Source organism: Paracoccus tegillarcae, from assembly GCF_002847305.1.
Lineage (GTDB): Bacteria > Pseudomonadota > Alphaproteobacteria > Rhodobacterales > Rhodobacteraceae > Paracoccus > Paracoccus tegillarcae.
Genome location: NZ_CP025408.1, coordinates 3,020,081 through 3,042,094 on the forward strand (window position 1 = coordinate 3,020,081; position 22,014 = coordinate 3,042,094).

Below are 22,014 nucleotides of genomic sequence, written 5' to 3' on the forward strand. Positions count from 1 at the left end.
TTTCGAGGCAGATTTAGGTGCAGCGGCGGCGGATGAACAGGGGTTGTGATGCAGAACAGCTGCTGTGCATATCACGCCCATGTGCGAACTCAGCCATATGGCCCGCCCGGGCAGCACGCTTGTCGTGCGCGTGACGCCAAAGGCCGCGAGAAACAGCCTGCAGGTCGAGGACGGGCTGATCCGCATTCATGTGACTGCAGCGCCAGAGCGGGGCAAGGCGAATGCGGCGGTTCAAAAGCAACTGGCCAAGGCCCTGGGCGTGGCCAAGTCGCGATTGGTATTGGTCCGCGGGGAAACCACGCGGACCAAGCTGTTCCGCATCGACTGATCCGCCTTACAGGTTGAGCGGCGCGAAGCCCTTGAAACCCAGACTTGGCTGAATCTGCTGCAATGTCGCGGGATCCGTAACCGAAGACGGTGCTACCTGAACGCAGGCAGCAAGAAACGCCGTTGTCAGCAGCGCAATGAAGGCGGGATGGGGGATGAAATTGTGCATTAGTGCGTCCTTATGCATGGTTTGAGGTAAAAAAACTCAGTTTGGATTATCGCTGCAATCAGAGGCCGCCATGCCGCGCATTTCGGTCACGATTGCCTCGAACTGTGCCACGGTCTTTTGCGATTCGAGCTGATAAAAGACCTGCCGCCCGTGCTGGTGGCTGCTGACGATGCCAGCGCGTTCCAGAACCTGCAGATGGCGCGAAATCACAGAACGGTCCTGCGGCATGACGTCGGCAAGGCCGGTTACGTCGGAACATCCCACCCGCACAAGCTGCACGATCAGTTGCAGGCGAACAGGCTCGCAGAGGGCGCGAAAGAAATCAGCGTCCAGAATGCCCGACAGGCGCTCCGCGACATCCAGTCGCGCCGGGCAGACATCTGCAGTGAATGGAAGGTTCTGGTTCATGGGTCTAATATGTGCACGTCGGCGCACATGTCAAGACTATCGTGACAGGCGGTAATTTCCCTCGGGCAGATCCAGCGCGACGCGCAATTCGGCCAGCTGCTCCATGGTGAAGGTGATGCGCGCGACATTGCTGCCTTCGGCGTCCATTTGCTCGACCACAATCCGATCGTCGAAGCTGAGGATGACCACATCCTCGTTCAATGGGCGGCCGCCTGCCTCTGCTTCGTCGATCAGGGTGATCACGGTGGCGTCGAAATCATGCTCGATTGTGAACATTACGGCATTCCTTGTCTGTGGCAGTGGCGGGCAGGGGGCCCGGTTCGCTGAAACCTATCAGAGCCTGTTCCCGCAACCGGCGCAACCGCACCGACAATTGCGTGAGCAAGGTTGAATCTATCCTCTCGGGGGCTTTGCGCGCGTCGCGCCACAGGTTAGGATGGGCAAAAAGTTGCCGAGCAAGGCGATATACAAAAGAACGAGGCAGTGCGATGCGGATCATGAAACTGACGGGCGCGTTATTGGGCACGGTTTGGGGCGTCACGGCTTGCGCGCCAATCCCCGAAGGCGCGGTCACAACACCAACTCAGCCGGGCAGCGGCGGTACGCCCGTGCTGGCAACCCCATCACCGGACCGCGGCGGTTCGGCGACCGAGGCCGCGCGATCCTTCGTCACGGTCATGCGCAAGATGGAACCGGCCGTCGAACGCGAATGCATGCAGCGCCGCACGCAGCCGATCAATTGCGATTTCCTGTTCGTCGTGGATGACCGCGCCGGACTGGAACCAAACGCCTTTCAGACCGTCGACTCGACGGGCCGGCCGATCATCGGCTTTACCCTTTCGCTGATCGCGGCCACCCGCAACGCCGATGAACTGGCCTTCGTCGTTGGCCACGAAGCCAGCCACCATATCCTTGGGCATCTGGGCCAGAAATCCCGCGCCGCGACGGCAGGTGCGGCACTGGGAACGATCCTGGGCGCCTATACCGGCGATGCGACAGTGGTTCGGACGGCGCAGCAGATCGGTGCCTCGATCTCGGCTCGCAGTTTCTCGAAGGAATGGGAGTTGGAGGCCGACTATCTGGGCGCGATCGTCACGCTGAATGCCGGCTATGATCCCCGCAACGGCGCACGCTTCTTTGCGCGTATCCCGGACCCGGGCGACCGTATCCTGGGCACCCACCCGTCACGTGCGTCGCGAATCGCGCAGGTGGATCGTGCGGTCGAGGATTACCGGACTGGCCGCAGCCGCTAAGGCCTGTTCGGGCGCTTCCTGAGCCGAGGACAGACTGCCCCTGCGCTTTCGGGATTCACTGCGGCGCCAATGCCGCACCCGTGAATTTGTATGAGAAAACTGTGATTCGCAGGCCAGATTCTTCTTTCATACTATCTTTTTGGTTAATAAGGTCGCCTCAGAAGCAGCGGCCCTTTTCTCTGTGCCGGGCTGCCTGTGACGAAGTGAGAGGAGTCCCGGATGATCGGCGTAGTGGTTTGGAGCAATGGTGAGCGACAAAAGGCCGTTATCTGGTGCGAAGACCAAGGTGCGCTGGCATATTTGCAGGGTTGGGAGTCGCTAACGCCGGGTACAGGCTGGCCGGCGACGGGGGATCTGCTGGAACTCGACAGCGAAATGGTTGGTGACCTGCGCTTTGCCCGATCCGTCTCGATGCTCAACCGTCACCACTATGTCGAACTGCCCGATATGCTGATGGACGCTGTCAGCGAAGAGCGCCCGATGCGGCTGGCTGCATCGGGCGGCAAGCGGATCGAGGATTCGCCCAACGACGTGGCCCGTCACGGCCGGCTGGCGCGCCATCTGGCGGTTTGCGCAAGCTGACGTGATCCGCTGAGCCTGCGAATTCCCTCAAGCTGTCACAACTGGTCAGGCGCCCCGTGACAGAGCCGCGACCCCGGTTCTGGCCAGATCGACCAGACCCAAAGGCTGCATCAATTCGGCAAATGCGTCCAGTTTGGCCGGCGTACCGGTCATTTCAAAGACGAAACTTTCCAAGGTCGAATCCACCACATTTGCCCGAAAGATCTCGGCGATGCGCAGCGCTTCGACGCGCTTGTCACCCTGGCCGGTGACCTTGAACAGACCCAACTCACGCTCGACAGCCGGCCCTTCGACCGTCAAGTCGTGCACCTCATGCACGGGCACGATGCGCCCGACCTGCGCCTTGATCTGTTCGATCACCGCAGGCGTACCCCGCGTGACAATCGTGATCCTTGACCGATGGCCGCTGTGATCAACCTCGGCCACCGTCAGACTGTCGATATTATAGCCGCGCCCCGAAAACAGACCGATCACGCGCGCCAACACGCCCGGCTCGTTCTCGACCAGCACGGCAAGGGTATGGCTCTCCTCGACCTGGGCATTCGGATCGCGCAGATCATAGGCGGAGTGGCTGCTTGCGCCCTTCTGGATGTTCAGTGCATTCATCGCGAGATCTTTCTTCTTCATCCAAATATCCTGGGGGTGCGGGGGCAAGGCCCCCGCGCTTGCTACCCTATACCAGCGCTTTGCCAGCGCCCTGGATGGCGCCGTCGGTTTCGGCCTCACCCAGCAGCATTTCATTATGTGGCCGCCCTGACGGGATCATCGGAAAGCAGTTCTCGTGCTTTTCGACCAGCACATCCAGAATGAACGGGCCGTCATAATCCAGCATCTCCTGGATCGCAGCGTCCAGATCCTTGGGATCTCGCACCTGCGCGCCCTTGCAGCCAAACGCCTCGGCCAGCTTGACGAAATCGGGCAGGCTGTCCGACCATGACTGGCTGTAACGCTCGCCATGCAGCAATTGCTGCCATTGGCGGACCATGCCAAGCCGTTCGTTGTTCAGGATGAACTGCTTGACCGGCAGGCGGAACTGCACGGCAGTGCCCATTTCCTGCATGTTCATCAGCCAGCTGGCATCGCCTGCAACATTCACCACCAGCGCGTCGGGATGTGCCATCTGCACACCAATGCTGGCCGGCAGGCCATAGCCCATCGTTCCCAGCCCGCCCGAGGTCATCCAGCGGTTTGGTTCGTCGAAATGCAGATATTGTGCGGCCCACATCTGATGCTGACCGACTTCGGTCGTGATATAGCGGTCGCGCCCCTTGGTCAGTGCCTCAAGCCGCTGCAGCGCGTGTTGGGGCTTGATGATCTTGTCGCTGTTCTTGAACGACAGGCAGTTCTTCGACTTCCAGCCTTCGATCTTTTCCCACCACTTGCCCAAGGCCGCACTGTTCACCTTGCGACCGCGCGATTTCCAGATCTTCAGCATGTCCTCCAGCACATGGCCGACATCGCCGACGATGGGCAGGTCCACATGGATGACCTTGTTGATGCTGGAAGGGTCGATATCGACATGCACCTTGATCGAACCGGGGCTGAAATCGGCCACGCGCCCGGTGATCCGGTCGTCGAAACGCGCGCCCAGATTGATCATCAGATCGCAGTCATGCATCGCGAGATTGGCCTCGTAGAGGCCATGCATCCCCAGCATGCCAATCCAGTTCTTGCCGCTGGCAGGATAGGCACCCAGACCCATCAGGGTCGAGGTGACCGGAAAGCCCGTCGCATCGGCCAGTTCGCGCAACAACTGGCTGGCGCCAGTGCCCGAGTTGATGACGCCGCCGCCGGTATACAGAATGGGCCGCTCGGCCTTTTCCATCAACTCGACAAGCTGGGTGATCGCATGGGTATCGCCCTTGCGGCTCGGCTGATAGCGCGGTGGCGCGATCTGTTTGGGGCCCAGATACTCGGCCTCGGCGAATTGAACGTCCTTTGGCACATCGATCAGAACCGGCCCCGGGCGACCCGAGGTGGCGACGTGAAATGCCTTGTGCAGCGTTTCGCTGAGATGCGCGGTGTCCTTGACCAGCCAGTTATGCTTGGTGCAGGGGCGGGTGATACCGACGGTGTCTGCCTCTTGAAAGCCATCGGTGCCGATCAGAAAGGTCGGAACCTGACCCGAAATCACCACCAGCGGGATCGAATCCAGCAGCGCATCGGTCAGCCCGGTGACCGCATTGGTCGCGCCGGGCCCCGAGGTCACCAGAACCACGCCGGGCTTGCCGGTCGAGCGGGCATAGCCTTCGGCCATATGAACGGCGCCTTGTTCATGGCGCACCAGAACATGGGTGATGTCGTTCTGCTGAAAGATCTCGTCATAGATGGGTAGCACGGCCCCACCCGGATAGCCGAATACGGTATCTACGCCCTGATCTCGCAAGGCTTCGACCACCATTTTCGCACCCGTCATGACTCGGGACATATCCGTGTCTCCCATCGCTGAAAAATAAGGCGCGGAGTTTCGCCGCGCCGCCGCAAACTATGGGCGTGCACCCGCAGCGTCAATGCCCATTCGTGGAGGAAATGACCCGTTTTGGCAATTTTTTGTAATTATGTTGCGAAAAACATGGCGTCTTGGCAACTATTACTCTGGCCGTGGCAGCGAGATTCGCGCGACCTGTTCGACAATGGGATCGACCGACAGCGGATGGGTTTCGCTGCTATGGGTCTGCGGATCGCCAATGTTCTGCCAGACGCCGCCCTTGTAGATCTCCAGCGCCGAGAACCGCGCCTTGTAGTCCATCTTGCGGCTGCCGGGCACCCAATAGCCCAGATAGACATAGGGCAGGCCGGAACTGCGCGCCAATTCGATATGGTCCAGAATGATATGCGTCCCAAGGCTGGCCTGCGCCATGGACGGATCATAAAAGCTGTAGACAAGGCTCAGCCCATCATCCAGCACGTCGGTCAGGCAGACGGCGGCAAGACGATCGACATCCGCATCATGCGCCGTGGGTCCGCGATATTCGATCACCCGGCTTTTGACCGGCGTTTCCTCGACCATCGCGGCAAATTCAAAGATATCCATATCGGCCATGCCGCCATCGGCATGACGCTGGTCCAGATACCCGCGGAACAGTTCATACTGCTCTTCGGTTGCCCAGGCGCTTGTCGACAGCCGGCGCAGCGCGGCATTACGTCGCAGCAACCGCCGTTGCGTCCGGGAGGGCTTAAAATCCGCCACCCGGATGCGCGCCGACATGCAGGCGGTGCAGCTTTCACAACTGGGCCGGTAAAGCACGTTCTGCGAACGCCGAAATCCTTGCCGGGACAGGGCATTGTTCAGCTCTGATGCATTCTCGCCATGCAGCGCGGTGAACAGTTTACGTTCAGCGCGGCCATGCAAATACGGACAGGGCTGCGGGGCTGTCACATAAAATTGCGGTGCATGTGGCAGGGTATGGCGCATCAGCAACCCGCCGCATGAAGCAAGAGAAATTCGTTCGCCATGCACCCTGCCGGACCGCTCCGGCTTCCCATCCGTTTCATGCCATGAGCGAAACCCTAGCAACCTTTCCGCCAAGCGCCAAGCGTTCTTGGGGTTAACGCGAGGCCCGTTGACGCGATTTGGCCGATGGCTAGTGTCGGACCATGGATTTTGTCTCTTCGATCAATCGCCTGCCTCTGGCCCACGATTCGGTTCGCGCCGATGATGCACGCCAGACCCTTGCCGGTCTGCCCGCCGCATTTGTCGATCTTGCGGCAGGGGCGGCGGGCTCGAGCCCCTATCTTGCCGGTCTGATCAACCGCGAAGCCGAGTGGCTGGCCGAGGGTCTGGACCGGCCGGATCTGGTGGTCGAGGAAATGGCCGGTTTCGAAGATCTGGATGCCGATGATCTGGGCGTGGCCTTGCGCCGAGCCAAACGCCGCGTCGCCCTGTATACCGCGCTGGCCGATCTGGGCGGCGTCTGGTCTTTGGAACAGGTCACCGGCGCTTTGTCCGATCTGGCCGACCGCGCCAGCGATCTGGCCCTGCGTGTGCACATCGCGGTCGAGGAAAAGCGCGGCAAGCTGCCAACCGCCCGCGAAGGCACCGACGCGGCTGGACTGTTTGCCCTGGCCATGGGCAAGGGCGGCGCGCGCGAGTTGAACTATTCCTCGGATATCGACCTGATCGTCTTTTACGATGACGAAGCCTACGCGCCCGATGATCGCCACGAGGCGCGCGCCGCCCTGATCCGCGCCACCCGCAAGGCTGCGGCCACATTGTCGGACAATACCGAGCACGGCTATGTTTTCCGCACCGATCTGCGCCTGCGCCCCGATGCGGCGGTGACCCCGGTCTGTATCTCGGCCTCAGCCGCGCTGGCCTATTACGAAGCCGAAGGCCGCACCTGGGAACGCGCCGCCTATATCAAGGCGCGGCCCTGCGCTGGCGATCTGGCTGCCGGACAGCGGTTTCTGGATGAATTGCGGCCCTTTGTCTGGCGCAAGCATCTGGATTTCGCGGCCATTCAGGACGCCCATGACATGCGGCTGCGTATTCGCGACCACAAGGGACTTGGCGGGCGGCTGGAGGTGCCCGGCCACAATATGAAACTGGGACAGGGCGGTATCCGCGAGATCGAGTTCTTTACCCAGACCCGGCAATTGATCGCCGGTGGCCGCGATCCCGATCTGCGCCTGCGTGACACGGTGGGCGGCCTGACGGCGCTGGCGGAAAAGGGCTGGGTTCCGCCCGAGGCGGCAGCCGATCTGGTGGAACATTATCGACAGCACCGCGAGGTCGAACACCGTATCCAGATGGTGAATGACGCCCAGACCCACACCCTGCCCAAGGATGACGAAGGCCTGACGGTGATCGCGCAGCTGATGGGGCAGTCGGATGTCGCGGCGTGGTCGGATAACCTGAAATCCCGTCTGGTGCGCGTGCATGAACTGACCGAAAGCTTCTTTGCGCCCGGCGATACCGGCGAGTTGCCTGACCTGTCCGAAGAAGCCGAAAAGATCATTGCGCGCTGGTCCGAATATCCGGCGCTCAGATCGGATCGGGCGCGGGCGATCTTTCGCCGCGTCCAGCCCGAGTTGTTGGCGCGGATGAAACGTGCGTCCCATCCCGACGAGGCGCTGGCCCGTTTCGACAGTTTCCTCTCTGGCTTGCCTGCCGGGGTGCAGCTGTTTTCGCTGTTCGAGGCCAATCCGCAACTGATCGAACTGATCGTCGATATCTGCGGCACCGCACCGGGGCTGGCTGGTTATCTGTCGCGTCATCCGGCGGTGCTGGACGCGGTCCTGGTCGGCTCTTTCTTTGCGCCATGGCCGCGTGCGCAAGGCTTGCAGGAAAGCCTGACCCGCGCCTTGCGTGCGGCGCTGGATGCCCCCGATGGCGGCTATGAGCGCGCCTTGGATGCCGCCCGGCGTTGGGCGCATGAATGGCATTTCCGCGTTGGCGTGCATCTGCTGCGCGGTCTGATCGATGCCGATGAGGCGGCGGTGCAATATGCCGATCTGGCCGATGCGGCGATTGCGGCGCTGTTTCCTGCAACCGCCGAGGAATTCGCCCGCCGCCATGGTCCCTTGCCCGGACGCGGGGCCGTGGTTCTGGGCATGGGGTCGCTTGGGGCAAGGCAGTTGAACACAGGCTCGGATCTGGACCTGATCGTGATCTATGACGCAGACGGCGAAGACAGTTCCGAGGGGCCGCGTCCGCTTGCCGTTCGGCCCTATTATGCGCGGCTGACGCAGGCGATGATTACCGCCGTCTCGGCGCCCACAGCCGAAGGGCGGCTTTACGAGGTCGACATGCGCCTGCGACCCTCGGGGCGTCAGGGACCTGTTGCGACCAGCATCGGCAGTTTCGAGAACTATCAGATGACCGAAGCCTGGACATGGGAGCATCTGGCCCTGACCCGCGCGCGCCCTGTCGCCTTTGCGGGTGGCGACGGCGCGGAGCTGGCCGATCGGATCGAGGCCCTGCGGCTAGAGGTTCTGCAAGAGCGCGGCACCGATCCTCGCGTCATGCCCGATCTGGCCGAGATGCGTGACCGCATCTTTCGCGCCAAGGCGCAGGACGGCGAATGGGAGGCCAAGATCGGCCCGGGTCGTCTGCAGGATATCGAGCTGCTGGCGCAGTCCTTTGCCTTGCGCGGGGCGGAACCTGCACGCGGGGCCGCAGCGCAGATCCGCGCCGGCAAGAAAGCCGGGTTGATCGAGGCCGAACAGGCCGACCGTCTGCTTTCGGCGCATCGTTTCCTGTGGCGACTGCATGCTGCGGGGCGTCTGCTGACAGACCGGCCGCTGAACATGACAGAGCTCGGCGTGGGCGGTCAGGATCTGCTGCTGCGCGAAACCGGCTGCGATACGCTGGATCAACTGGCCGCGCGGCTGTCAGAGCTGTCGGCTGAGGCTGCGCAGATCATCGCGGAACAGTTGCCCGCGTCCAGTGAGGCTGAGTGATGATCTGCCGGGTCGGTTGGCGGGTCGGATAGCCGGAAAGATCAGGGACGGCCGGTAGATTGCCGCCCGCCTAAAGCCGCCGCCTTGCCCGCAGCGCCGCGCTGATGGTCCCGTCATCCAGATAGTCCAGCTCACCGCCGATGGGAACGCCCTGGGCAAGGCCGGTCACGGTCACGCCGGTGCTGTCCAGCGCATCGGCGATGTAATGGGCGGTGGTCTGGCCGTCGACGGTCGCGTTCAGCGCCAGGATCACCTCGGTCGCCCGTTCGCGCTGGATGCGGTCGACCAGGTTGGGGATGCCCAGATCCTCGGGGCCGATTTCGTCCAGCGCCGACAGTGTGCCACCCAGCACATGATACCGGCCTTTGAAAGCATGGCCGCGTTCCAGCGCCCAAAGATCGGCGACATCCTCGACCACGCAGATCTCGCCAGTTGCGCGGTCAGGATCGGCGCAGATCGCGCAGGTGTCGCGGTCTGTGATATTGCCGCAGGTCATGCACTCGCGCGAATGCTGGGCCACGCTGTCCAGCAGTTGCGCCAGTTGCGCCATCTGGCCTGCGCGCTTGCGGATCAGATGCAGCACGACACGGCGGGCCGAACGCGGCCCAAGGCCGGGCAGGCGGCTCATCAGCGCGATCAGCGCCTGAATGTCGTCGCTGCCCTCGGCCATCCGGTCAGAACGGCAGCTTCATATCGGCAGGCAGGCCCAGTTCCTGGGTGATCCGCGACATTTCCTGCTGGCTGCGATCCTGCGCGCGACGCTGCGCATCCTTGATCGCCGCCAGGATCAGGTCCTCGACCACCTCTTTTTCCGAGGCGACAAAGATCGAGGGATCGATCTCCAGCGCCGTCAACTCGCCCTTGGCGGTTGCGGTTGCCTTGACCAGACCAGCGCCGGATTCGCCGGTGACCTTGATGGCCTCCAGATCTTCCTGCATCTTCTGCATCTTGTCCTGCATGTCCTTGGCGCTCTGCATCATCTTGGCCATGTCGCCAAAGCCGCCCAAACCTTTCAGCATCTCATACCTCGTCCTCGAAAGGGTCCCATTCTTCGACCTCGGCTACCACGCCATCGACCGTCTCATGCAGGGATGTAGCGTCTGGTTCCGGTGATTCAACCGCCTCTGGCAGGATGGTGACCTTGACCGGTCCGGCAGAGGGAAAGGCCTGATAGATGGCCTTGACCACAGGCAGATCCATCGCATCGGCTTCGTCCTGACGCTGGCGGGCGGCTGTGGTCTCGGCGATCGTGGCTGCGCCGCCGGTATTGACCACGCTGACACCCCAACGCTGGCCGCCGGTCCAACCGCGCAGCCGGTCAGCCAGTCGCTGCGCCAGATCGCGCGGCGCGTCGCCACTGGGCTGGAACTCTATCCGACCGGGGGAATAGCGGACCAGCGCGACGTGATTTTCGACCTGGGTCAGCAGGACCATGTCGCGCATGCGGCGGATCAACTCTACGACCGACTGAAAATCCGGATAGGCCTCGAACGCCTCGGGCGACAACGCCAGCGCGGTGGCCTGACCCGAAGGTTGGGCGGCGATGGCTGAAGGCCGGGCGGCAGCGGACGGCGCCTGCCCTGCAGGTGACGAGCCACCGTTCGATGCAGCCGGCGTTGCGGGCCTTGCGAATTCGCCGGCTGCCTGCGCCTGCTGGACCTTGCGGATCAACGCCTCAGGGTCGGGCAGATCGGCGACATGGGTTAACCGGATGATCGCCATCTCGGCGGACATCATGGCGTTGGGCGCGATCGAAACCTCTTCCAGTGCCTTCAGCAGCATCTGCCACAGGCGCGTCAGCGCCCGCATCGGCAGCTTGTCTGCCAGTTCCTTTCCGCGGGTCCGTTCATCGGGGGAAACGGTAGGGTCTTCCACGGCTTCGGGCGTGATCTTGACCACCGAAATCCAATGCGTGATCTCGGCCAGATCGCGCAGCACGGCAACCGGGTCGGCGCCGTCGGCATATTGCGCGCCCAGTTCGGCCAGCGCCGCTGCCGCATCGCCGCGCAGGATCATCTCGAACAGGTCAATGACGCGACCGCGGTCGGCCAGACCCAGCATGGCGCGCACCTGGTCGGCGGTTGTCTCGCCCGCACCGTGGCTGATCGCCTGATCCAGCAGCGAGGTCGCGTCGCGTGCCGAGCCCTCTGCGGCGCGTGTGATCAGGGCCAGCGCGTCCGCAGTGATCCGGGCGTTTTCCGCTCCGGCGATCTTTTCCAGCAGCGCAATCATCACCTCGGGCTCGATCCGGCGCAGGTCGAAACGCTGGCAGCGCGACAACACCGTGACCGGCACCTTGCGGATTTCGGTCGTGGCGAAGATGAATTTCACATGGGGCGGCGGTTCCTCCAGCGTCTTGAGCAGCGCGTTGAAGGCGCTGGTCGACAGCATGTGAACCTCGTCGATGATATAGATCTTGTAGCGCGCGCTGGCGGCCCGGTAATGCACGCTTTCGATGATTTCGCGGATATCGCCAACGCCGGTGCGCGACGCCGCATCCATTTCAAGAACGTCGACATGGCGGCCTTCGCTGATCGCCACGCAATGTTCGCAGGTGCCGCAAGGCTCGGTCGTGGGGCCGCCCTCGCCATCGGGGCCGATGCAGTTCATGCCCTTGGCGATGATCCGCGCGGTGGTCGTTTTCCCGGTTCCGCGAATGCCGGTCATGATAAAGGCCTGCGCGATGCGGTCGGCGGCAAAGGCATTCTTCAGCGTGCGCACCATCGCATCCTGACCGACCAGATCGGCAAAGGTCTCGGGCCGGTATTTACGGGCCAGAACCTGATAGGCCGCCGGTGCTGTGGTGGAGTCGCCGCTTGTCATTCCAGTATCCGATTGAACCGCGATCAGACCCTAGCGGCTGGTCGCCGGGGCGGCAAGCGGCGCGCGGCCCGGAATTCATCTGGCGGGATGGACGGCCTGTCACGCGGCGGCAAGCCCCGACAAACGCTGGTGCAGGTCGCTGCGCTGCAAATCTGCCTTTGGCCCGCCCATCACAACCGCGCCACGTTCCATCAGCGCAAAGCTGTCGCCCAGATCCCAGGCAAAGTCGAAATATTGTTCGACCAACACGATGGCCATGTCGCCCTGATCGCGCAGCGCGGCGATGACCCGGCCGATCTGGGCGATGATATTGGGCTGGATGCCCTCGGTCGGCTCATCCATCAGCAGGATCTTTGGGCGGATGACCAGCGCACGGGCGATGGCCAGTTGCTGCTGCTGACCGCCGGACAAATCGCCGCCGCGCCGATGCGCCATTTCGGCCAGCACCGGAAAGCTGTCATAGATCTCATCGGGCACCCTACGTTCGCCGCGCGGCAGGCAGCCATAACCGGTTTCCAGATTTTCGCGCACCGTCAGCATCGGAAAGATCGCGCGCCCCTGCGGGACATAGCCCACGCCACGGCGCGCCATATCCTGCGCCGTCACCTTGCACAGCTTTTCGCCCAGAAGGCGCAGCTCGCCATCCGAGCGCGGATGCCGTCCCGCCAGCAGGTTCATCAGTGATGTCTTGCCGACACCATTATTGCCCATGACGCAGGTCACCTGACCGGGATGCGCTGCCAGCGACACCCCATTCAGAATCTGCGAGCCGCCGTAATGCAGGGTCACGTTTTCTGCTTCGATCATCTCAGCGCCCCAGATAAACTTCGATCACGTCGGGATTTGCCGACACATGGTCCAGCGACCCTTCGGCCAGAACCGAGCCCTGATGCAGCACGGTCACCCGACAATTCAGCCGTCGCACGAAATCCATGTCATGTTCGACCACGACCACCGCGCGCGTCTCGGCCAAGCGACGCAATAGGGTGGTCGTCTGTTCGCGCTCGGCCAGGGTCATCCCGGCTGCCGGTTCATCGACCAACAGCAGTTGCGGCTCTTGCGCCAGCAACATTCCGATCTCCAGCCATTGTTTCTGGCCGTGGCTCAACTCGCCCGCCTTGCGGTGCAGGCGATCGCCCAGACCGACCTCATCGGCCAGTTCCGCGATGCGCTTGCCGCTGTCTTCGGTGGGTTTCCAGCGCAGCACCCTGAACGGACCGCGCGGGGCCTTGAGCGCCATGGTCAGGTTATCGGCAAGCGACTGATCCTCGAACACCGTCGGGCGCTGGAACTTGCGGCCAATGCCCGCGCGGGCGATCTGCGCCTCGCTCAGCCTGAGCAGTGAATGCGACATGTCGCCCCACAGCACCTGCCCCTCATCAGGGCGGGTCTTGCCGGTGACGATATCCATAAAGGTCGTCTTGCCCGCGCCATTTGGACCGATCACGGCGCGCAATTCGACCGGGGCAATGGCAAAGGACAGGTTGTTGATGGCCTTGAACCCGTCAAAGCTTTTCGACACGCCTGACACTTCCAGCAGCGTTTTCATGCCTCGGCCTCCTTTTCGCGCAAGGCACCCAGATCGGGGCCAAGATCGTTGCCATGACGGTTTGGCGGGCGCAGATGCTTGGCGGCATCGATGATCGAGGACAGCCCGCGCGGTGCAAACAGTGTGACCAGCACGAAGGACAGGCCCAGCAGCACCTGCCACCAATCGACCCAATCGACCGTGTAAAAGCCAAGGTTCAGGTCAGGCGCGCGTCCGCCGGTGAACCAGCTTGACAGCAGCGACACGACGACCGCGCCGATCACCGCGCCATAGAGACGCCCCCGCCCGCCGATGGCCACCCAGACGGCGAGATAGATAGAGGCGATGGGCGCCAGTTCCGCCGGGTTGATGATGCCCGCCTGCGGATAATAGAGCGCGCCGGCCACCGCGCAGATCATGGCCGAGACGGTGAAGACCGTCAGCTTGTAGGCTTCGACCGAATAACCCAGAAACCGCACGCGGCTTTCATCGTCGCGGATGGCGCGGATGACGCTGCCGAACTTGCCGCCGACCAGCCATGCGGCAAAGACATAGGCCAGCCCCAGTGCCGTGGCAGAGGCCCAGAGAAACCAGATCGAGATATCGGATTGCGGCGCCTGGGTCAGCCCGGGGATGTTCTGCAGCCCCGACAGCCCGTTATTTCCGCGAAAGCCGCTGTCGTTCTGGTACAGCCACAGCGCCAGCGCCAGCGTCATCGCCTGCGTCAGGATCGACAGGTAGACGCCATTGACGCGCGACCGAAAGGCCAGCCAGCCAAAGACAAAGGCCAGAATACCGGGCACCGCAAGCACCAGCAACAGTTGCACCGGCAGGCTGCCCGCAAAGGTCCATGTCAGCGGCAGATCAGCCGAGCCGACGACGCCAAATATCTGGCCCGAGATACCGTCACGGATTTCCGCAGGCGTGGGCGGGATCTGTGCATTCATCAGTGTCGCCGTGATGATCTCGCCGGTGCGCGCATACATCAGCCACTGGCCGATCATATAGCCGCCAAGTGCAAAAAAAGCCATGTGACCAAGCGACAGGATGCCTGCGTAACCCCAGACCAGATCCATCGCCAGCGCCGCCAGCGCAAGGCAAAGTGTCTTGCCCAATGTCTTGACCATCGAGGTCGGGATCGCGCCGGTGCCGTAAGCCTCGGACAGGACGGTGACGGTGATCGTGAACAGCGCCAGAATGGCCAGAAAGATCAGGACCGAGGGGTTTTTTCTGATGAACATGGCTCAGGCCTCTGCCGCGCGGCCTTTTTGCGGCATGATGCCGCGTGGCCGGAACTGGATGAAGATGATGATGAACAGGATCATGTAGGTCTGGGCGGCCAGCGTATTGGCCGGGTTCAACACCTCGATCCCCTTTTGCAGCCCGCCGATCAGTGCGGCACCGGCAAGCGTGCCCCAGATATTTCCGACACCGCCGACAACCACCGTCATGAAGCTTTGCACGATATAGTCCTGCCCCAGTTCGGACGTGACCTTGGCAAAGAGCCCGATGGCGACGCCGGCAATGCCCGCGATGCCCGAACCCAGACCAAAGGTCATCATCGCCACCCGATCGGGATTGATACCCATGGATGCGGCCATGCCGGGGTTTTGGGTGACGGCGCGGACTTGCAGCCCCAGCCTCGTGCGGTTCATCACAAAGAGGAACAGCCCCAGAAACACCAGCGCCAGCACAAAGATCGCCACCCGGATCGAACTGATCGAGACGACCTCGCCAAAGCTGATCGACCCCTCCAGCCAGGCTGGAGCCGTCAGCGGGCGGGCCTGCGTGCCAAAGATGTTCTTGGCGATCTGTTGCAGCGCGATGGACACACCGAAGGTGGCCAGCAGGGTTTCCAGCGGGCGATTGGCCAGATGCCTGATCACCAGCTTGTAGAGCAGCACCCCGGCAAGGAAGGTCACCGCAAAAGCCAGCGGCAGGGCCACGATCAGCGATGTCGTGCGATCACTGATGACCGTCTGCACGACATAGCCGGTATAGGCGCCCATCATGATGAATTCGCCATGCGCCATATTGATGACGCCCATCACACCAAAGGTAATGGCCAGCCCGATGGCGGCCAGAAAATAGATCGAGGCCAGCGACAGCGCATCCAGCGCCACATCCACCGCCTGCAGCGAACCTTCGCGGACCGACATGCCGCGCAGGGCGGCGCGGGCCGCATCGGTGACCTCCGTCGCAGGTTCGGCGTAAAGGTTGGCAAAGACGTTTGCCTCTAGTGACGCGGTTACGTCGTCTGCCGTTGCGGCTGTCTCGACCATTCCTGTCGCAACCAGCGCGGCATAGGCATCGTCACGGCGGGCGGGATCGGTCAGCTGCGCCACCGGCACGCCACCGACCGTGCCGCCCTGAATGTGCTGCGACAGCGTGGCCTTGATATCGGCGGCGCTGGGTCGGGCAGGGGCCAGCCCGGCATCGACCAGCAGCGCGTAGGCGTCGCTGCGGGGCAGGTCGTCGCTGCCCGGTGTCAATGCGGCGGCGATATTGGCATGGGCGGGCAGGTCGGGCCCGGCAAAGCGTGTCGAGGTCAACAGCGGGTTCAGCACCGCCTGATAATCCGTGCCGGTGTCGCCGCCAAAGCTGTCGATGGCGTCCAGCCGGGCCTGGGTATCGGCGTCGAATGTGATGGTCAGCAGCCGTTCCAGCCGGTCCCGGCGCGCGGCCATCGACGGATCGGGGTCGGGTGCGTCCAGTTGCGCCGCACGCAGCGCCTGCAGGTGGCTTGCCTCTGGTCGGCGGGCGATTGCATCCAGCGCGTCGCGACGCCTTGTCGCATCGGGGTCGGTCAGTTGGAACTGCACCAGCGTCGCCCCGATCAAGCCGCGCACGCCAGAGTTCGGCCGCAGGGCACTGACATCGCCTGTGACGGGGGCGCCTGTCACCGCATCGGTCAAACCATCGCCATCGATGATGACAAAGCGGTCGCCCACCATGCCCAGTCGGCGATCGGCCCAGGCCTCCAGCAAGTTGGCAGCCTCCGGGCCGATGGCGGCCAGTTCCTCGATCACCGGACCGATTGTCTGGCGCGACGGCTTGGCGATCTGGTCGCGATTGGCATCCAGAACCGCTGTCAGATCCTGTGCCCCAACGGGCGTGCCGATCAACAGCAGCATGATAAGAATAAGGTGACGCATCTGTTCCGCTCGAAAGGATTCATGGGGCGGCGGCCCAGGACTGCCGGGCCGCTGCCATTGGTGTCAGTAGTTCGACTGGACCTGCACGCAGCTATCGGTCTGCGTGTTCCACATGCCGCAGTCCTTGCCCGGCCAGTCCGAATCCAGCACCGCGCTGTCAGGCAGGAAATCTGTCCAGGCATCACCCGGCACCGGGTCGGTTTCGCTGACGATATCGAACTGCCCGTCATCGCGGATCTCTCCGATCAGCACGGGCTTGGTCAAGTGATGGTTCGGCAGAACCTCAGCGGTGGAGCCGGTCAGGTTTGGCACCTCGACGCCCACAATGGCGTCCAGCACGGCATCGGTATCGGTGCTGCCGGCCTTTTCGACGGCGGCGACCCATGCGTTGAAGCCGATTATCGTGGCTTCCATCGGATCGTTGGTCACGCGCGTGCTATCGCCGGTAAAGGCGTGCCATTCCTCGATGAAGGCGGCATTTTCGGGCGTGTCTGCGGTTTCAAAATAGTTCCAGGCGGCCAGATGGCCGACGAGGTTCGCGGTATCCAGCCCCGACAGTTCCTCTTCGCCAACCGAGAAGGCCATGACTGGGATGTCGTCTGCCGAAACGCCGGCTGCTGCCAATTCCTTGTAAAAGCCGATATTGGCGTCGCCATTGATGGTCGACACCACGCCCACCTGCTTTCCGTCATTGGACAGCGCCACCACGTCGGCAACGATCCTGGACCAGTCGGAATGCCCAAATGGGGTGTAGTTGACGAAGATATCGTCGGGTGCGATGCCCTGATCCTTGAGATAGCTTTCCAGAATGGTGTTCGTGGTGCGCGGGTAAACGTAGTCCGTGCCCAGCAGCGCCCATTTCTCGACGCCCAGCTCATTGGTCATGTATTCGACGGCGGGGATCGCCTGCTGGTTCGGCGCGGCGCCGGTGTAGATCACATTCTTTGACGACTCCTCGCCCTCATATTGCACCGGATAGAACAGCAACCCGTTCAGTTCCTCGATCACCGGCAGCACCGATTTGCGGCTGACGCTGGTCCAGCAGCCAAAGATGGCATCGACCCCCTCGACCGAGATCAGCTCTCGCGCTTTTTCGGCAAATAGCGGCCAGTCCGAGGCCGGATCGACGACGACTGCCTCGATCTGCTTGCCCAGAATACCGCCTTTGGCGTTTTGCTGATCAACCAGCATCAGGACGGTGTCTTTCAGCGTGGTTTCCGAGATCGCCATCGTGCCGGACAGCGAATGCAGCACGCCGATCTTGATCGTGTCATCCTGCGCCCATGCGGCACCGGCAAAGGCAAGGCAGGTGCTGCTGGCCAGCAGGCCCTTCATCAGTCGCGTCATTCTTCATCCCCAGATTTTTGCCAGCAGTCAGCCCACCGCTTTTCCCCATCGGGACGCGGTGATAGTCTGTCGCGGCAACCATGTTGCATCCGTGCGGCGGTGTCGTTTTCCAAGGCGTCTGCCGCCGCACACTTCTGGTCGGTTTTCGACCTTTCGCAGGTGCAGAAAACCGGGGGCGGGTGGCCAAGGCAACGCTGACGCCCAATTTTTCATCGGCCCTGCAAAAACTGATCGTTTTCGCGTCAGTTGGGCTGGCTGGTGGTCACTAAGCGGGCAGCGCGTTTCGCAACTGCGCCTTCAAGCCGCCATCACGGATCAGGAAATCGGCAATCTGCTGAACGCCATCGCCGTTGCGTAGCGCGGCCATGATCACGGGGCGCGACCCGCGCGACGCACGCGCGTCATGTTCCAGCAGGCCGACATCCACACCGACATGGGGCGCAAGGTCGGTCTTGTTCACAACCAGCAGATCCGAACGTGCCAGCCCTGGCCCCTTCTTGCGCGGGATGTCCTGCCCGGCGGCGGTGTCGATCACATAGATCGTCAGATCGGCCAGTTCCGGGCTGAAGGTCGCGGCCAGATTATCCCCACCCGATTCGATCAGGATCAGATCGAGATCTGGAAATTCGGCGTTGAGATCAGCGATGGCAGCCAGATTGATCGACGCATCCTCGCGGATGGCGGTGTGCGGGCAACCGCCCGTCTCGACGCCGCGAATACGCCGCATCGGCAACACCTGAGCACGCATCAGTGCCTCGGCATCCTCGCGGGTATAGATGTCATTCGTCACCACAGCCATCGACAGGCGAGGGGCCAGCAGTCGGGCCAGTTGTTCGGTCAGGGTCGTCTTGCCCGCGCCGACGGGACCGCCGATGCCGACGCGAAGGGGGCCGTTGCTCATGTTCTGAAGATCCTCGTTTCCATCGTTTCATGTCGTGCCGATGCGATCTCGGCCCCGATAGCGCAGCCGCCCAGATCAGCTTCGCAGGCATCTGCCGCGCGGGCAGCAAGCCGCAGGATCGTGGGGGTCAGATCGGACAGAATGCCTTGCCCCTCGCTTTGACCAAGAGGCAGATAACGCACCGCAGCCTGCACCAGGGCCAGGATCTGAGCCTGCAGATACAGCGCGATCACCTCTGCTCGCGACACGGCCAACCCGGAACAGGCACGCCCGACCGCGACGGGCAGCGGCGCGGGTGTCGCATCGCCGCCAACCAGCAGCGCGGCGGTGCGGGAAAAGGCGGCACCTTGTTCGGTGGTTTCGGCCAATCGTTCCGAAGTCAGGCACATGGAAGCGCTCAGATCGGCCAGTGCCGCATGATCCGCATCCGGACGCAAGGCCAAGGAAAGGATCACGGCATCCGACCAGCCGGTGCCGTATTCCAGAATGTCGCCCAGCCAGTCGGCCAGCGACGCGCCATCGGTTACCGCGCCAACATCCATCGCCCATTCCAGCCCCTGTGCATAAGCGAAAGCACCGGTCGGAAATGCCGGAGACAAGAGCTGTACCGCCAAAAGCCGGCCCGTTTCAGTGGCTGTGTCCAAAGGTCCGACCATGTCCATAGGCGCCGCCTTCGGGGTGAAAGGGCGCGAAACTTCGGGTGATGCCAGCGCCCATCTGTTTCAGCATTGCCTCCAGCACCGGATCTGCGCGGATCACCAGATGATCGCCCGCCATCTCGCAGGGGCAGTGTCGGTTGCCGATATGCCAGGCGAGGCGCGGCAGATCGCCCCTGATCAACAGAACCTGCTCGCGCGCCTCGACCACCTCGACGGCGCGCCCATCAGCCAATGCAAAGGCCGCCCCTGCAGGCAGGCTGACCGCCTGGGGCAGATCGACCAGAAAGCCATCACCCGCATCCGTCACCAGGCGTTTGCGGCGCAGGCAGCGCGCGTCGTAATCCAGTACGACCCGCCCGGCAAGTTCGCGGCCATGGCCGGCCTCAAGCACGGCGCCCGCCGTCCCGAGATCTGCCTGTTTCTTCTTCACACAAATATCCATGCCGACCTCAAAACAGGAAATAACGTTGGGCCAGCGGCAATTCGGTTGCCGGCTCGCAGGTCAGCATTTGACCATCGGCGCGCACTTCGTAGGTTTCGGGATCGACCTCGATCACCGGGGTCGCGTCATTCAGCCGCATGTCGGATTTGCCGATGCCGCGCGTGTCCTTGACCGCGACAGCAGCCTTGCCCAGCCCGTCCGTGCACCCCGCCGCCAGACCTGCCGCGCTGACGAAATGCACTGCCGCAGACCCGAGCGCTCGGCCAAGCGCGCCGAACATGGGCCGCGAATACATCGGTTGCGGCGTCGGGATAGAGGCGTTGGGGTCGCCCATCTGCGCCATCACGATCTGTCCGCCGATCAGCGACAGTTCCGGTTTTGCGCCGAAGAATGCCGGGTTCCACATCACCAGATCGGCGCGTTTGCCAACCTCGATGCTGCCGACATGGCCCGAAATTCCATGCGCGACCGCCGGATTGATGGTGTATTTGGCCACATAGCGCCGGGCGCGCAGGTTGTCGTTTGCGCCGGTCTCACCCGCCAGCCTGCCGCGCTGCAGCTTCATCTTATGTGCGGTCTGCCATGTCCGGATGATGACCTCGCCCACACGACCCATCGCCTGACTATCCGACGAAATGATGCTGAACGCACCCAGATCGTGCAGGATATCCTCGGCCGCGATCGTCTCGCGCCGGATGCGGCTTTCGGCGAAGGCCACGTCCTCGGGGATGGCCTGGTCCAGATGATGGCAGACCATCAGCATATCCAGATGCTCTTCAATGGTGTTCCGGGTATAGGGCCGCGTCGGGTTGGTAGAGGACGGAATCACGTTCTGCGATCCGACCACGCGCATGATATCGGGCGCATGTCCGCCGCCCGCGCCTTCGGTGTGATAAGCGTGGATGGTGCGCCCGCCGATCGCGGCCAGCGTATTCTCGACAAAGCCAGATTCGTTCAGCGTGTCGGTATGGATCATCACCTGCACGTCCATATCCTCGGCCACGGTAAGGCAGCAATCGATGGCGCCGGGCGTGGTGCCCCAGTCCTCGTGCAGTTTCAGCGCGCAGACCCCGGCGCGGACCTGTTCGATCAGCGCCTCGGGGCGGCTGGCATTTCCCTTGCCCGCCAGTCCGATATTCATCGGCAAGGTATCGACGGCTTCCAGCATCCGCCGGATGTGCCACGGTCCCGGCGTGCAGGTCGTGGCCAGCGTCCCATGCGCCGGGCCGGTGCCGCCGCCGATCATGGTGGTGACGCCGGAATGCAGCGCGTCGTCGACCTGTTGGGGGCAGATGAAGTGGATATGACAGTCGATCCCGCCCGCCGTCAAAATGCGGCCCTCGGCTGCGATGATCTCGGTTCCGGGGCCAATGATGATATCGACGCCCGGCTGCGTATCGGGATTGCCGGCCTTGCCGATGGCGGCGATGCGCCCGCCGCGCAGGCCCAGATCGGCCTTGTAGATGCCCGACCAGTCAAGGATCAGCGCATTGGTCAGCGCCGTATCCATCGCCCCGCCCTCGCGGGTGATCTGCGATTGCCCCATGCCGTCGCGGATGACCTTGCCGCCGCCGAACTTGACCTCTTCGCCATAGGTGGTCAGGTCGCGTTCCACCTCGATCACCAGATCGGTATCGCCAAGCCGAACCCGGTCGCCCGTGGTGGGGCCGAACATGTCGGCATAGGCCGCGCGCGAGATTTCAACCGCCATTCAAAGCGCCCCCATGACCTGTTGATTGAACCCCCAGACCTGCCGTGCGCCGGCATAGGTGATCAGGCGCACGTCGCGGCGCTGGCCCGGCTCGAAACGGGCGGCGGTGCCTGCGGCGATGTCCAGCCGCATGCCACGCGCTATGGCCCGGTCGAAATCAAGGGCGGCATTGGCCTCGGCAAAGTGATAATGGCTGCCGACCTGAACCGGGCGGTCGCCGGTATTGGCGACCATCAACGTGACCGCCCTGCGGCCTGCATTCAGCGTGATGCTGCCGGCGGCGGGGATGATCTCACCGGGGATCATC

23 protein-coding genes are annotated in these 22,014 nt (G+C 62.9%); 4 read left to right on the forward strand and 19 right to left on the reverse strand.

The genetic code is table 11. The features are described from left to right. The first annotated feature begins 79 nt into the window (after positions 1-79). On the forward strand, positions 80-328 hold the full coding sequence (locus CUV01_RS14655) for a DUF167 domain-containing protein (RefSeq protein WP_101461122.1): 249 nt from the start codon (positions 80-82) through the stop codon (positions 326-328). Positions 329-334: 6 nt separating this feature from the next. On the opposite strand, the gene CUV01_RS19710 is transcribed toward CUV01_RS14655, so the two are convergent. From CUV01_RS19710 to CUV01_RS14665, 3 genes are read right to left on the reverse strand one after another with little or no spacing between them, the layout of a single operon-like run. Then, a complete protein-coding gene (locus CUV01_RS19710; RefSeq protein ID WP_157994873.1) occupies positions 335-496 on the reverse strand; it encodes a hypothetical protein in 162 nt (53 codons plus the stop codon). A 36-nt stretch (positions 497-532) separates the two neighbouring features. Beyond that, on the reverse strand, positions 533-904 hold the full coding sequence (locus CUV01_RS14660) for an ArsR/SmtB family transcription factor (RefSeq protein WP_101461123.1): 372 nt from the start codon (positions 902-904) through the stop codon (positions 533-535). 36 nt (positions 905-940) lie between these two features. Continuing rightward, on the reverse strand, positions 941-1,180 hold the full coding sequence (locus CUV01_RS14665; RefSeq protein ID WP_101461124.1) for a hypothetical protein: 240 nt from the start codon (positions 1,178-1,180) through the stop codon (positions 941-943). Between the two features lie 212 nt (positions 1,181-1,392). Here CUV01_RS14665 and CUV01_RS14670 point away from each other — a divergent pair, with 212 nt between their 5' ends. Together CUV01_RS14670 and CUV01_RS14675 are read left to right on the forward strand one after the other, a co-directional pair. Then, positions 1,393-2,157 carry a M48 family metallopeptidase gene (locus CUV01_RS14670; protein ID WP_101461125.1) on the forward strand — a complete coding sequence of 255 codons (765 nt, stop codon included), beginning with the start codon at positions 1,393-1,395 and terminating at the stop codon, positions 2,155-2,157. A gap of 219 nt (positions 2,158-2,376) precedes the next feature. Further along, positions 2,377-2,739: a hypothetical protein gene (locus tag CUV01_RS14675; protein ID WP_101461126.1), complete on the forward strand. Its 363-nt coding sequence runs from the start codon at positions 2,377-2,379 to the stop codon at positions 2,737-2,739. A 45-nt stretch (positions 2,740-2,784) separates the two neighbouring features. On the opposite strand, the gene ilvN is transcribed toward CUV01_RS14675, so the two are convergent. The 3 genes from ilvN to CUV01_RS14690 form a co-directional block, all read right to left on the reverse strand. Then, a complete protein-coding gene (ilvN, locus tag CUV01_RS14680; RefSeq protein WP_101462126.1) occupies positions 2,785-3,345 on the reverse strand; it encodes an acetolactate synthase small subunit in 561 nt (186 codons plus the stop codon). A gap of 67 nt (positions 3,346-3,412) precedes the next feature. Then, a complete protein-coding gene (locus CUV01_RS14685) occupies positions 3,413-5,167 on the reverse strand; it encodes an acetolactate synthase 3 large subunit (protein WP_198731829.1) in 1,755 nt (584 codons plus the stop codon). Between the two features lie 162 nt (positions 5,168-5,329). Beyond that, the gene (locus CUV01_RS14690; RefSeq protein WP_101461128.1) at positions 5,330-6,154 is read right to left on the reverse strand and encodes an arginyltransferase; all 825 of its coding nucleotides are present in this window, start codon (positions 6,152-6,154) and stop codon (positions 5,330-5,332) included. A gap of 182 nt (positions 6,155-6,336) precedes the next feature. On the opposite strand from CUV01_RS14690, the gene CUV01_RS14695 reads away from it, so the two are divergent. Next, positions 6,337-9,141, forward strand: a complete 2,805-nt coding sequence (locus CUV01_RS14695; protein WP_101461129.1) for a [protein-PII] uridylyltransferase family protein — start codon at positions 6,337-6,339, stop codon at positions 9,139-9,141. A 70-nt stretch (positions 9,142-9,211) separates the two neighbouring features. Here the strand turns inward: CUV01_RS14695 and recR are convergent, their stop codons facing one another. The 13 genes from recR to CUV01_RS14765 form a co-directional block, all read right to left on the reverse strand. Then, positions 9,212-9,811 (reverse strand): recombination mediator RecR, encoded by a 600-nt coding sequence (gene recR / locus CUV01_RS14700; protein WP_101461130.1) that lies wholly within the window; start codon positions 9,809-9,811, stop codon positions 9,212-9,214. Positions 9,812-9,815: 4 nt separating this feature from the next. Further along, positions 9,816-10,160 carry a YbaB/EbfC family nucleoid-associated protein gene (locus CUV01_RS14705; protein WP_101461131.1) on the reverse strand — a complete coding sequence of 115 codons (345 nt, stop codon included), beginning with the start codon at positions 10,158-10,160 and terminating at the stop codon, positions 9,816-9,818. Position 10,161: 1 nt separating this feature from the next. Continuing rightward, positions 10,162-11,964, reverse strand: a complete 1,803-nt coding sequence (locus tag CUV01_RS14710; protein ID WP_101461132.1) for a DNA polymerase III subunit gamma/tau — start codon at positions 11,962-11,964, stop codon at positions 10,162-10,164. 99 nt (positions 11,965-12,063) lie between these two features. Then, entirely contained in the window at positions 12,064-12,771 is a 708-nt protein-coding gene (urtE, locus tag CUV01_RS14715; protein ID WP_101461133.1) for an urea ABC transporter ATP-binding subunit UrtE, read from the reverse strand. Position 12,772: 1 nt separating this feature from the next. Further along, positions 12,773-13,513: an urea ABC transporter ATP-binding protein UrtD gene (urtD, locus tag CUV01_RS14720; protein ID WP_101461134.1), complete on the reverse strand. Its 741-nt coding sequence runs from the start codon at positions 13,511-13,513 to the stop codon at positions 12,773-12,775. Then, on the reverse strand, positions 13,510-14,733 hold the full coding sequence (gene urtC, locus CUV01_RS14725; protein ID WP_101461135.1) for an urea ABC transporter permease subunit UrtC: 1,224 nt from the start codon (positions 14,731-14,733) through the stop codon (positions 13,510-13,512). Before urtC ends, urtD begins: the two co-directional genes overlap by 4 nt. A 3-nt stretch (positions 14,734-14,736) precedes the next feature. Then, positions 14,737-16,647 carry an urea ABC transporter permease subunit UrtB gene (gene urtB, locus CUV01_RS14730; RefSeq protein WP_101461136.1) on the reverse strand — a complete coding sequence of 637 codons (1,911 nt, stop codon included), beginning with the start codon at positions 16,645-16,647 and terminating at the stop codon, positions 14,737-14,739. Between the two features lie 63 nt (positions 16,648-16,710). After that, positions 16,711-17,994, reverse strand: coding sequence for an urea ABC transporter substrate-binding protein (urtA, locus tag CUV01_RS14735; protein WP_101461137.1), 1,284 nt, complete (start codon positions 17,992-17,994; stop codon positions 16,711-16,713). 265 nt (positions 17,995-18,259) lie between these two features. After that, positions 18,260-18,895 carry an urease accessory protein UreG gene (gene ureG, locus CUV01_RS14745; RefSeq protein ID WP_101461139.1) on the reverse strand — a complete coding sequence of 212 codons (636 nt, stop codon included), beginning with the start codon at positions 18,893-18,895 and terminating at the stop codon, positions 18,260-18,262. Next, positions 18,892-19,557, reverse strand: a complete 666-nt coding sequence (locus CUV01_RS14750; RefSeq protein WP_232962281.1) for an urease accessory protein UreF — start codon at positions 19,555-19,557, stop codon at positions 18,892-18,894. The genes ureG and CUV01_RS14750 overlap by 4 nt, the downstream gene beginning before the upstream one ends. Next, entirely contained in the window at positions 19,523-19,996 is a 474-nt protein-coding gene (locus CUV01_RS14755; RefSeq protein WP_101461140.1) for an urease accessory protein UreE, read from the reverse strand. The genes CUV01_RS14750 and CUV01_RS14755 overlap by 35 nt, the downstream gene beginning before the upstream one ends. Before the next feature lie 7 nt (positions 19,997-20,003). Then, positions 20,004-21,707: an urease subunit alpha gene (ureC, locus tag CUV01_RS14760; protein WP_101461141.1), complete on the reverse strand. Its 1,704-nt coding sequence runs from the start codon at positions 21,705-21,707 to the stop codon at positions 20,004-20,006. Beyond that, positions 21,708-22,013, reverse strand: a complete 306-nt coding sequence (locus CUV01_RS14765) for an urease subunit beta (RefSeq protein ID WP_101461142.1) — start codon at positions 22,011-22,013, stop codon at positions 21,708-21,710. Position 22,014: the final 1 nt, after the last annotated feature.

What these genes read in the sequence shown, in the direction of transcription:
- CUV01_RS14655 (WP_101461122.1), top strand. Translation starts at nt 80, where the DNA reads ATGTGCGAACTCAGCCATATGGCCCGCCCGGGCAGCACGCTTGTCGTG.
- CUV01_RS19710 (WP_157994873.1), bottom strand. Translation starts at nt 496, where the DNA reads ATGCACAATTTCATCCCCCATCCCGCCTTCATTGCGCTGCTGACAACG.
- CUV01_RS14660 (WP_101461123.1), bottom strand. Translation starts at nt 904, where the DNA reads ATGAACCAGAACCTTCCATTCACTGCAGATGTCTGCCCGGCGCGACTG.
- CUV01_RS14665 (WP_101461124.1), bottom strand. Translation starts at nt 1,180, where the DNA reads ATGTTCACAATCGAGCATGATTTCGACGCCACCGTGATCACCCTGATC.
- CUV01_RS14670 (WP_101461125.1), top strand. Translation starts at nt 1,393, where the DNA reads ATGCGGATCATGAAACTGACGGGCGCGTTATTGGGCACGGTTTGGGGC.
- CUV01_RS14675 (WP_101461126.1), top strand. Translation starts at nt 2,377, where the DNA reads ATGATCGGCGTAGTGGTTTGGAGCAATGGTGAGCGACAAAAGGCCGTT.
- ilvN (WP_101462126.1), bottom strand. Translation starts at nt 3,345, where the DNA reads ATGAATGCACTGAACATCCAGAAGGGCGCAAGCAGCCACTCCGCCTAT.
- CUV01_RS14685 (WP_198731829.1), bottom strand. Translation starts at nt 5,167, where the DNA reads ATGTCCCGAGTCATGACGGGTGCGAAAATGGTGGTCGAAGCCTTGCGA.
- CUV01_RS14690 (WP_101461128.1), bottom strand. Translation starts at nt 6,154, where the DNA reads ATGCGCCATACCCTGCCACATGCACCGCAATTTTATGTGACAGCCCCG.
- CUV01_RS14695 (WP_101461129.1), top strand. Translation starts at nt 6,337, where the DNA reads ATGGATTTTGTCTCTTCGATCAATCGCCTGCCTCTGGCCCACGATTCG.
- recR (WP_101461130.1), bottom strand. Translation starts at nt 9,811, where the DNA reads ATGGCCGAGGGCAGCGACGACATTCAGGCGCTGATCGCGCTGATGAGC.
- CUV01_RS14705 (WP_101461131.1), bottom strand. Translation starts at nt 10,160, where the DNA reads ATGCTGAAAGGTTTGGGCGGCTTTGGCGACATGGCCAAGATGATGCAG.
- CUV01_RS14710 (WP_101461132.1), bottom strand. Translation starts at nt 11,964, where the DNA reads ATGACAAGCGGCGACTCCACCACAGCACCGGCGGCCTATCAGGTTCTG.
- urtE (WP_101461133.1), bottom strand. Translation starts at nt 12,771, where the DNA reads ATGATCGAAGCAGAAAACGTGACCCTGCATTACGGCGGCTCGCAGATT.
- urtD (WP_101461134.1), bottom strand. Translation starts at nt 13,513, where the DNA reads ATGAAAACGCTGCTGGAAGTGTCAGGCGTGTCGAAAAGCTTTGACGGG.
- urtC (WP_101461135.1), bottom strand. Translation starts at nt 14,733, where the DNA reads ATGTTCATCAGAAAAAACCCCTCGGTCCTGATCTTTCTGGCCATTCTG.
- urtB (WP_101461136.1), bottom strand. Translation starts at nt 16,647, where the DNA reads ATGCGTCACCTTATTCTTATCATGCTGCTGTTGATCGGCACGCCCGTT.
- urtA (WP_101461137.1), bottom strand. Translation starts at nt 17,994, where the DNA reads ATGACGCGACTGATGAAGGGCCTGCTGGCCAGCAGCACCTGCCTTGCC.
- ureG (WP_101461139.1), bottom strand. Translation starts at nt 18,895, where the DNA reads ATGAGCAACGGCCCCCTTCGCGTCGGCATCGGCGGTCCCGTCGGCGCG.
- CUV01_RS14750 (WP_232962281.1), bottom strand. Translation starts at nt 19,557, where the DNA reads ATGGACATGGTCGGACCTTTGGACACAGCCACTGAAACGGGCCGGCTT.
- CUV01_RS14755 (WP_101461140.1), bottom strand. Translation starts at nt 19,996, where the DNA reads ATGGATATTTGTGTGAAGAAGAAACAGGCAGATCTCGGGACGGCGGGC.
- ureC (WP_101461141.1), bottom strand. Translation starts at nt 21,707, where the DNA reads ATGGCGGTTGAAATCTCGCGCGCGGCCTATGCCGACATGTTCGGCCCC.
- CUV01_RS14765 (WP_101461142.1), bottom strand. Translation starts at nt 22,013, where the DNA reads ATGATCCCCGGTGAGATCATCCCCGCCGCCGGCAGCATCACGCTGAAT.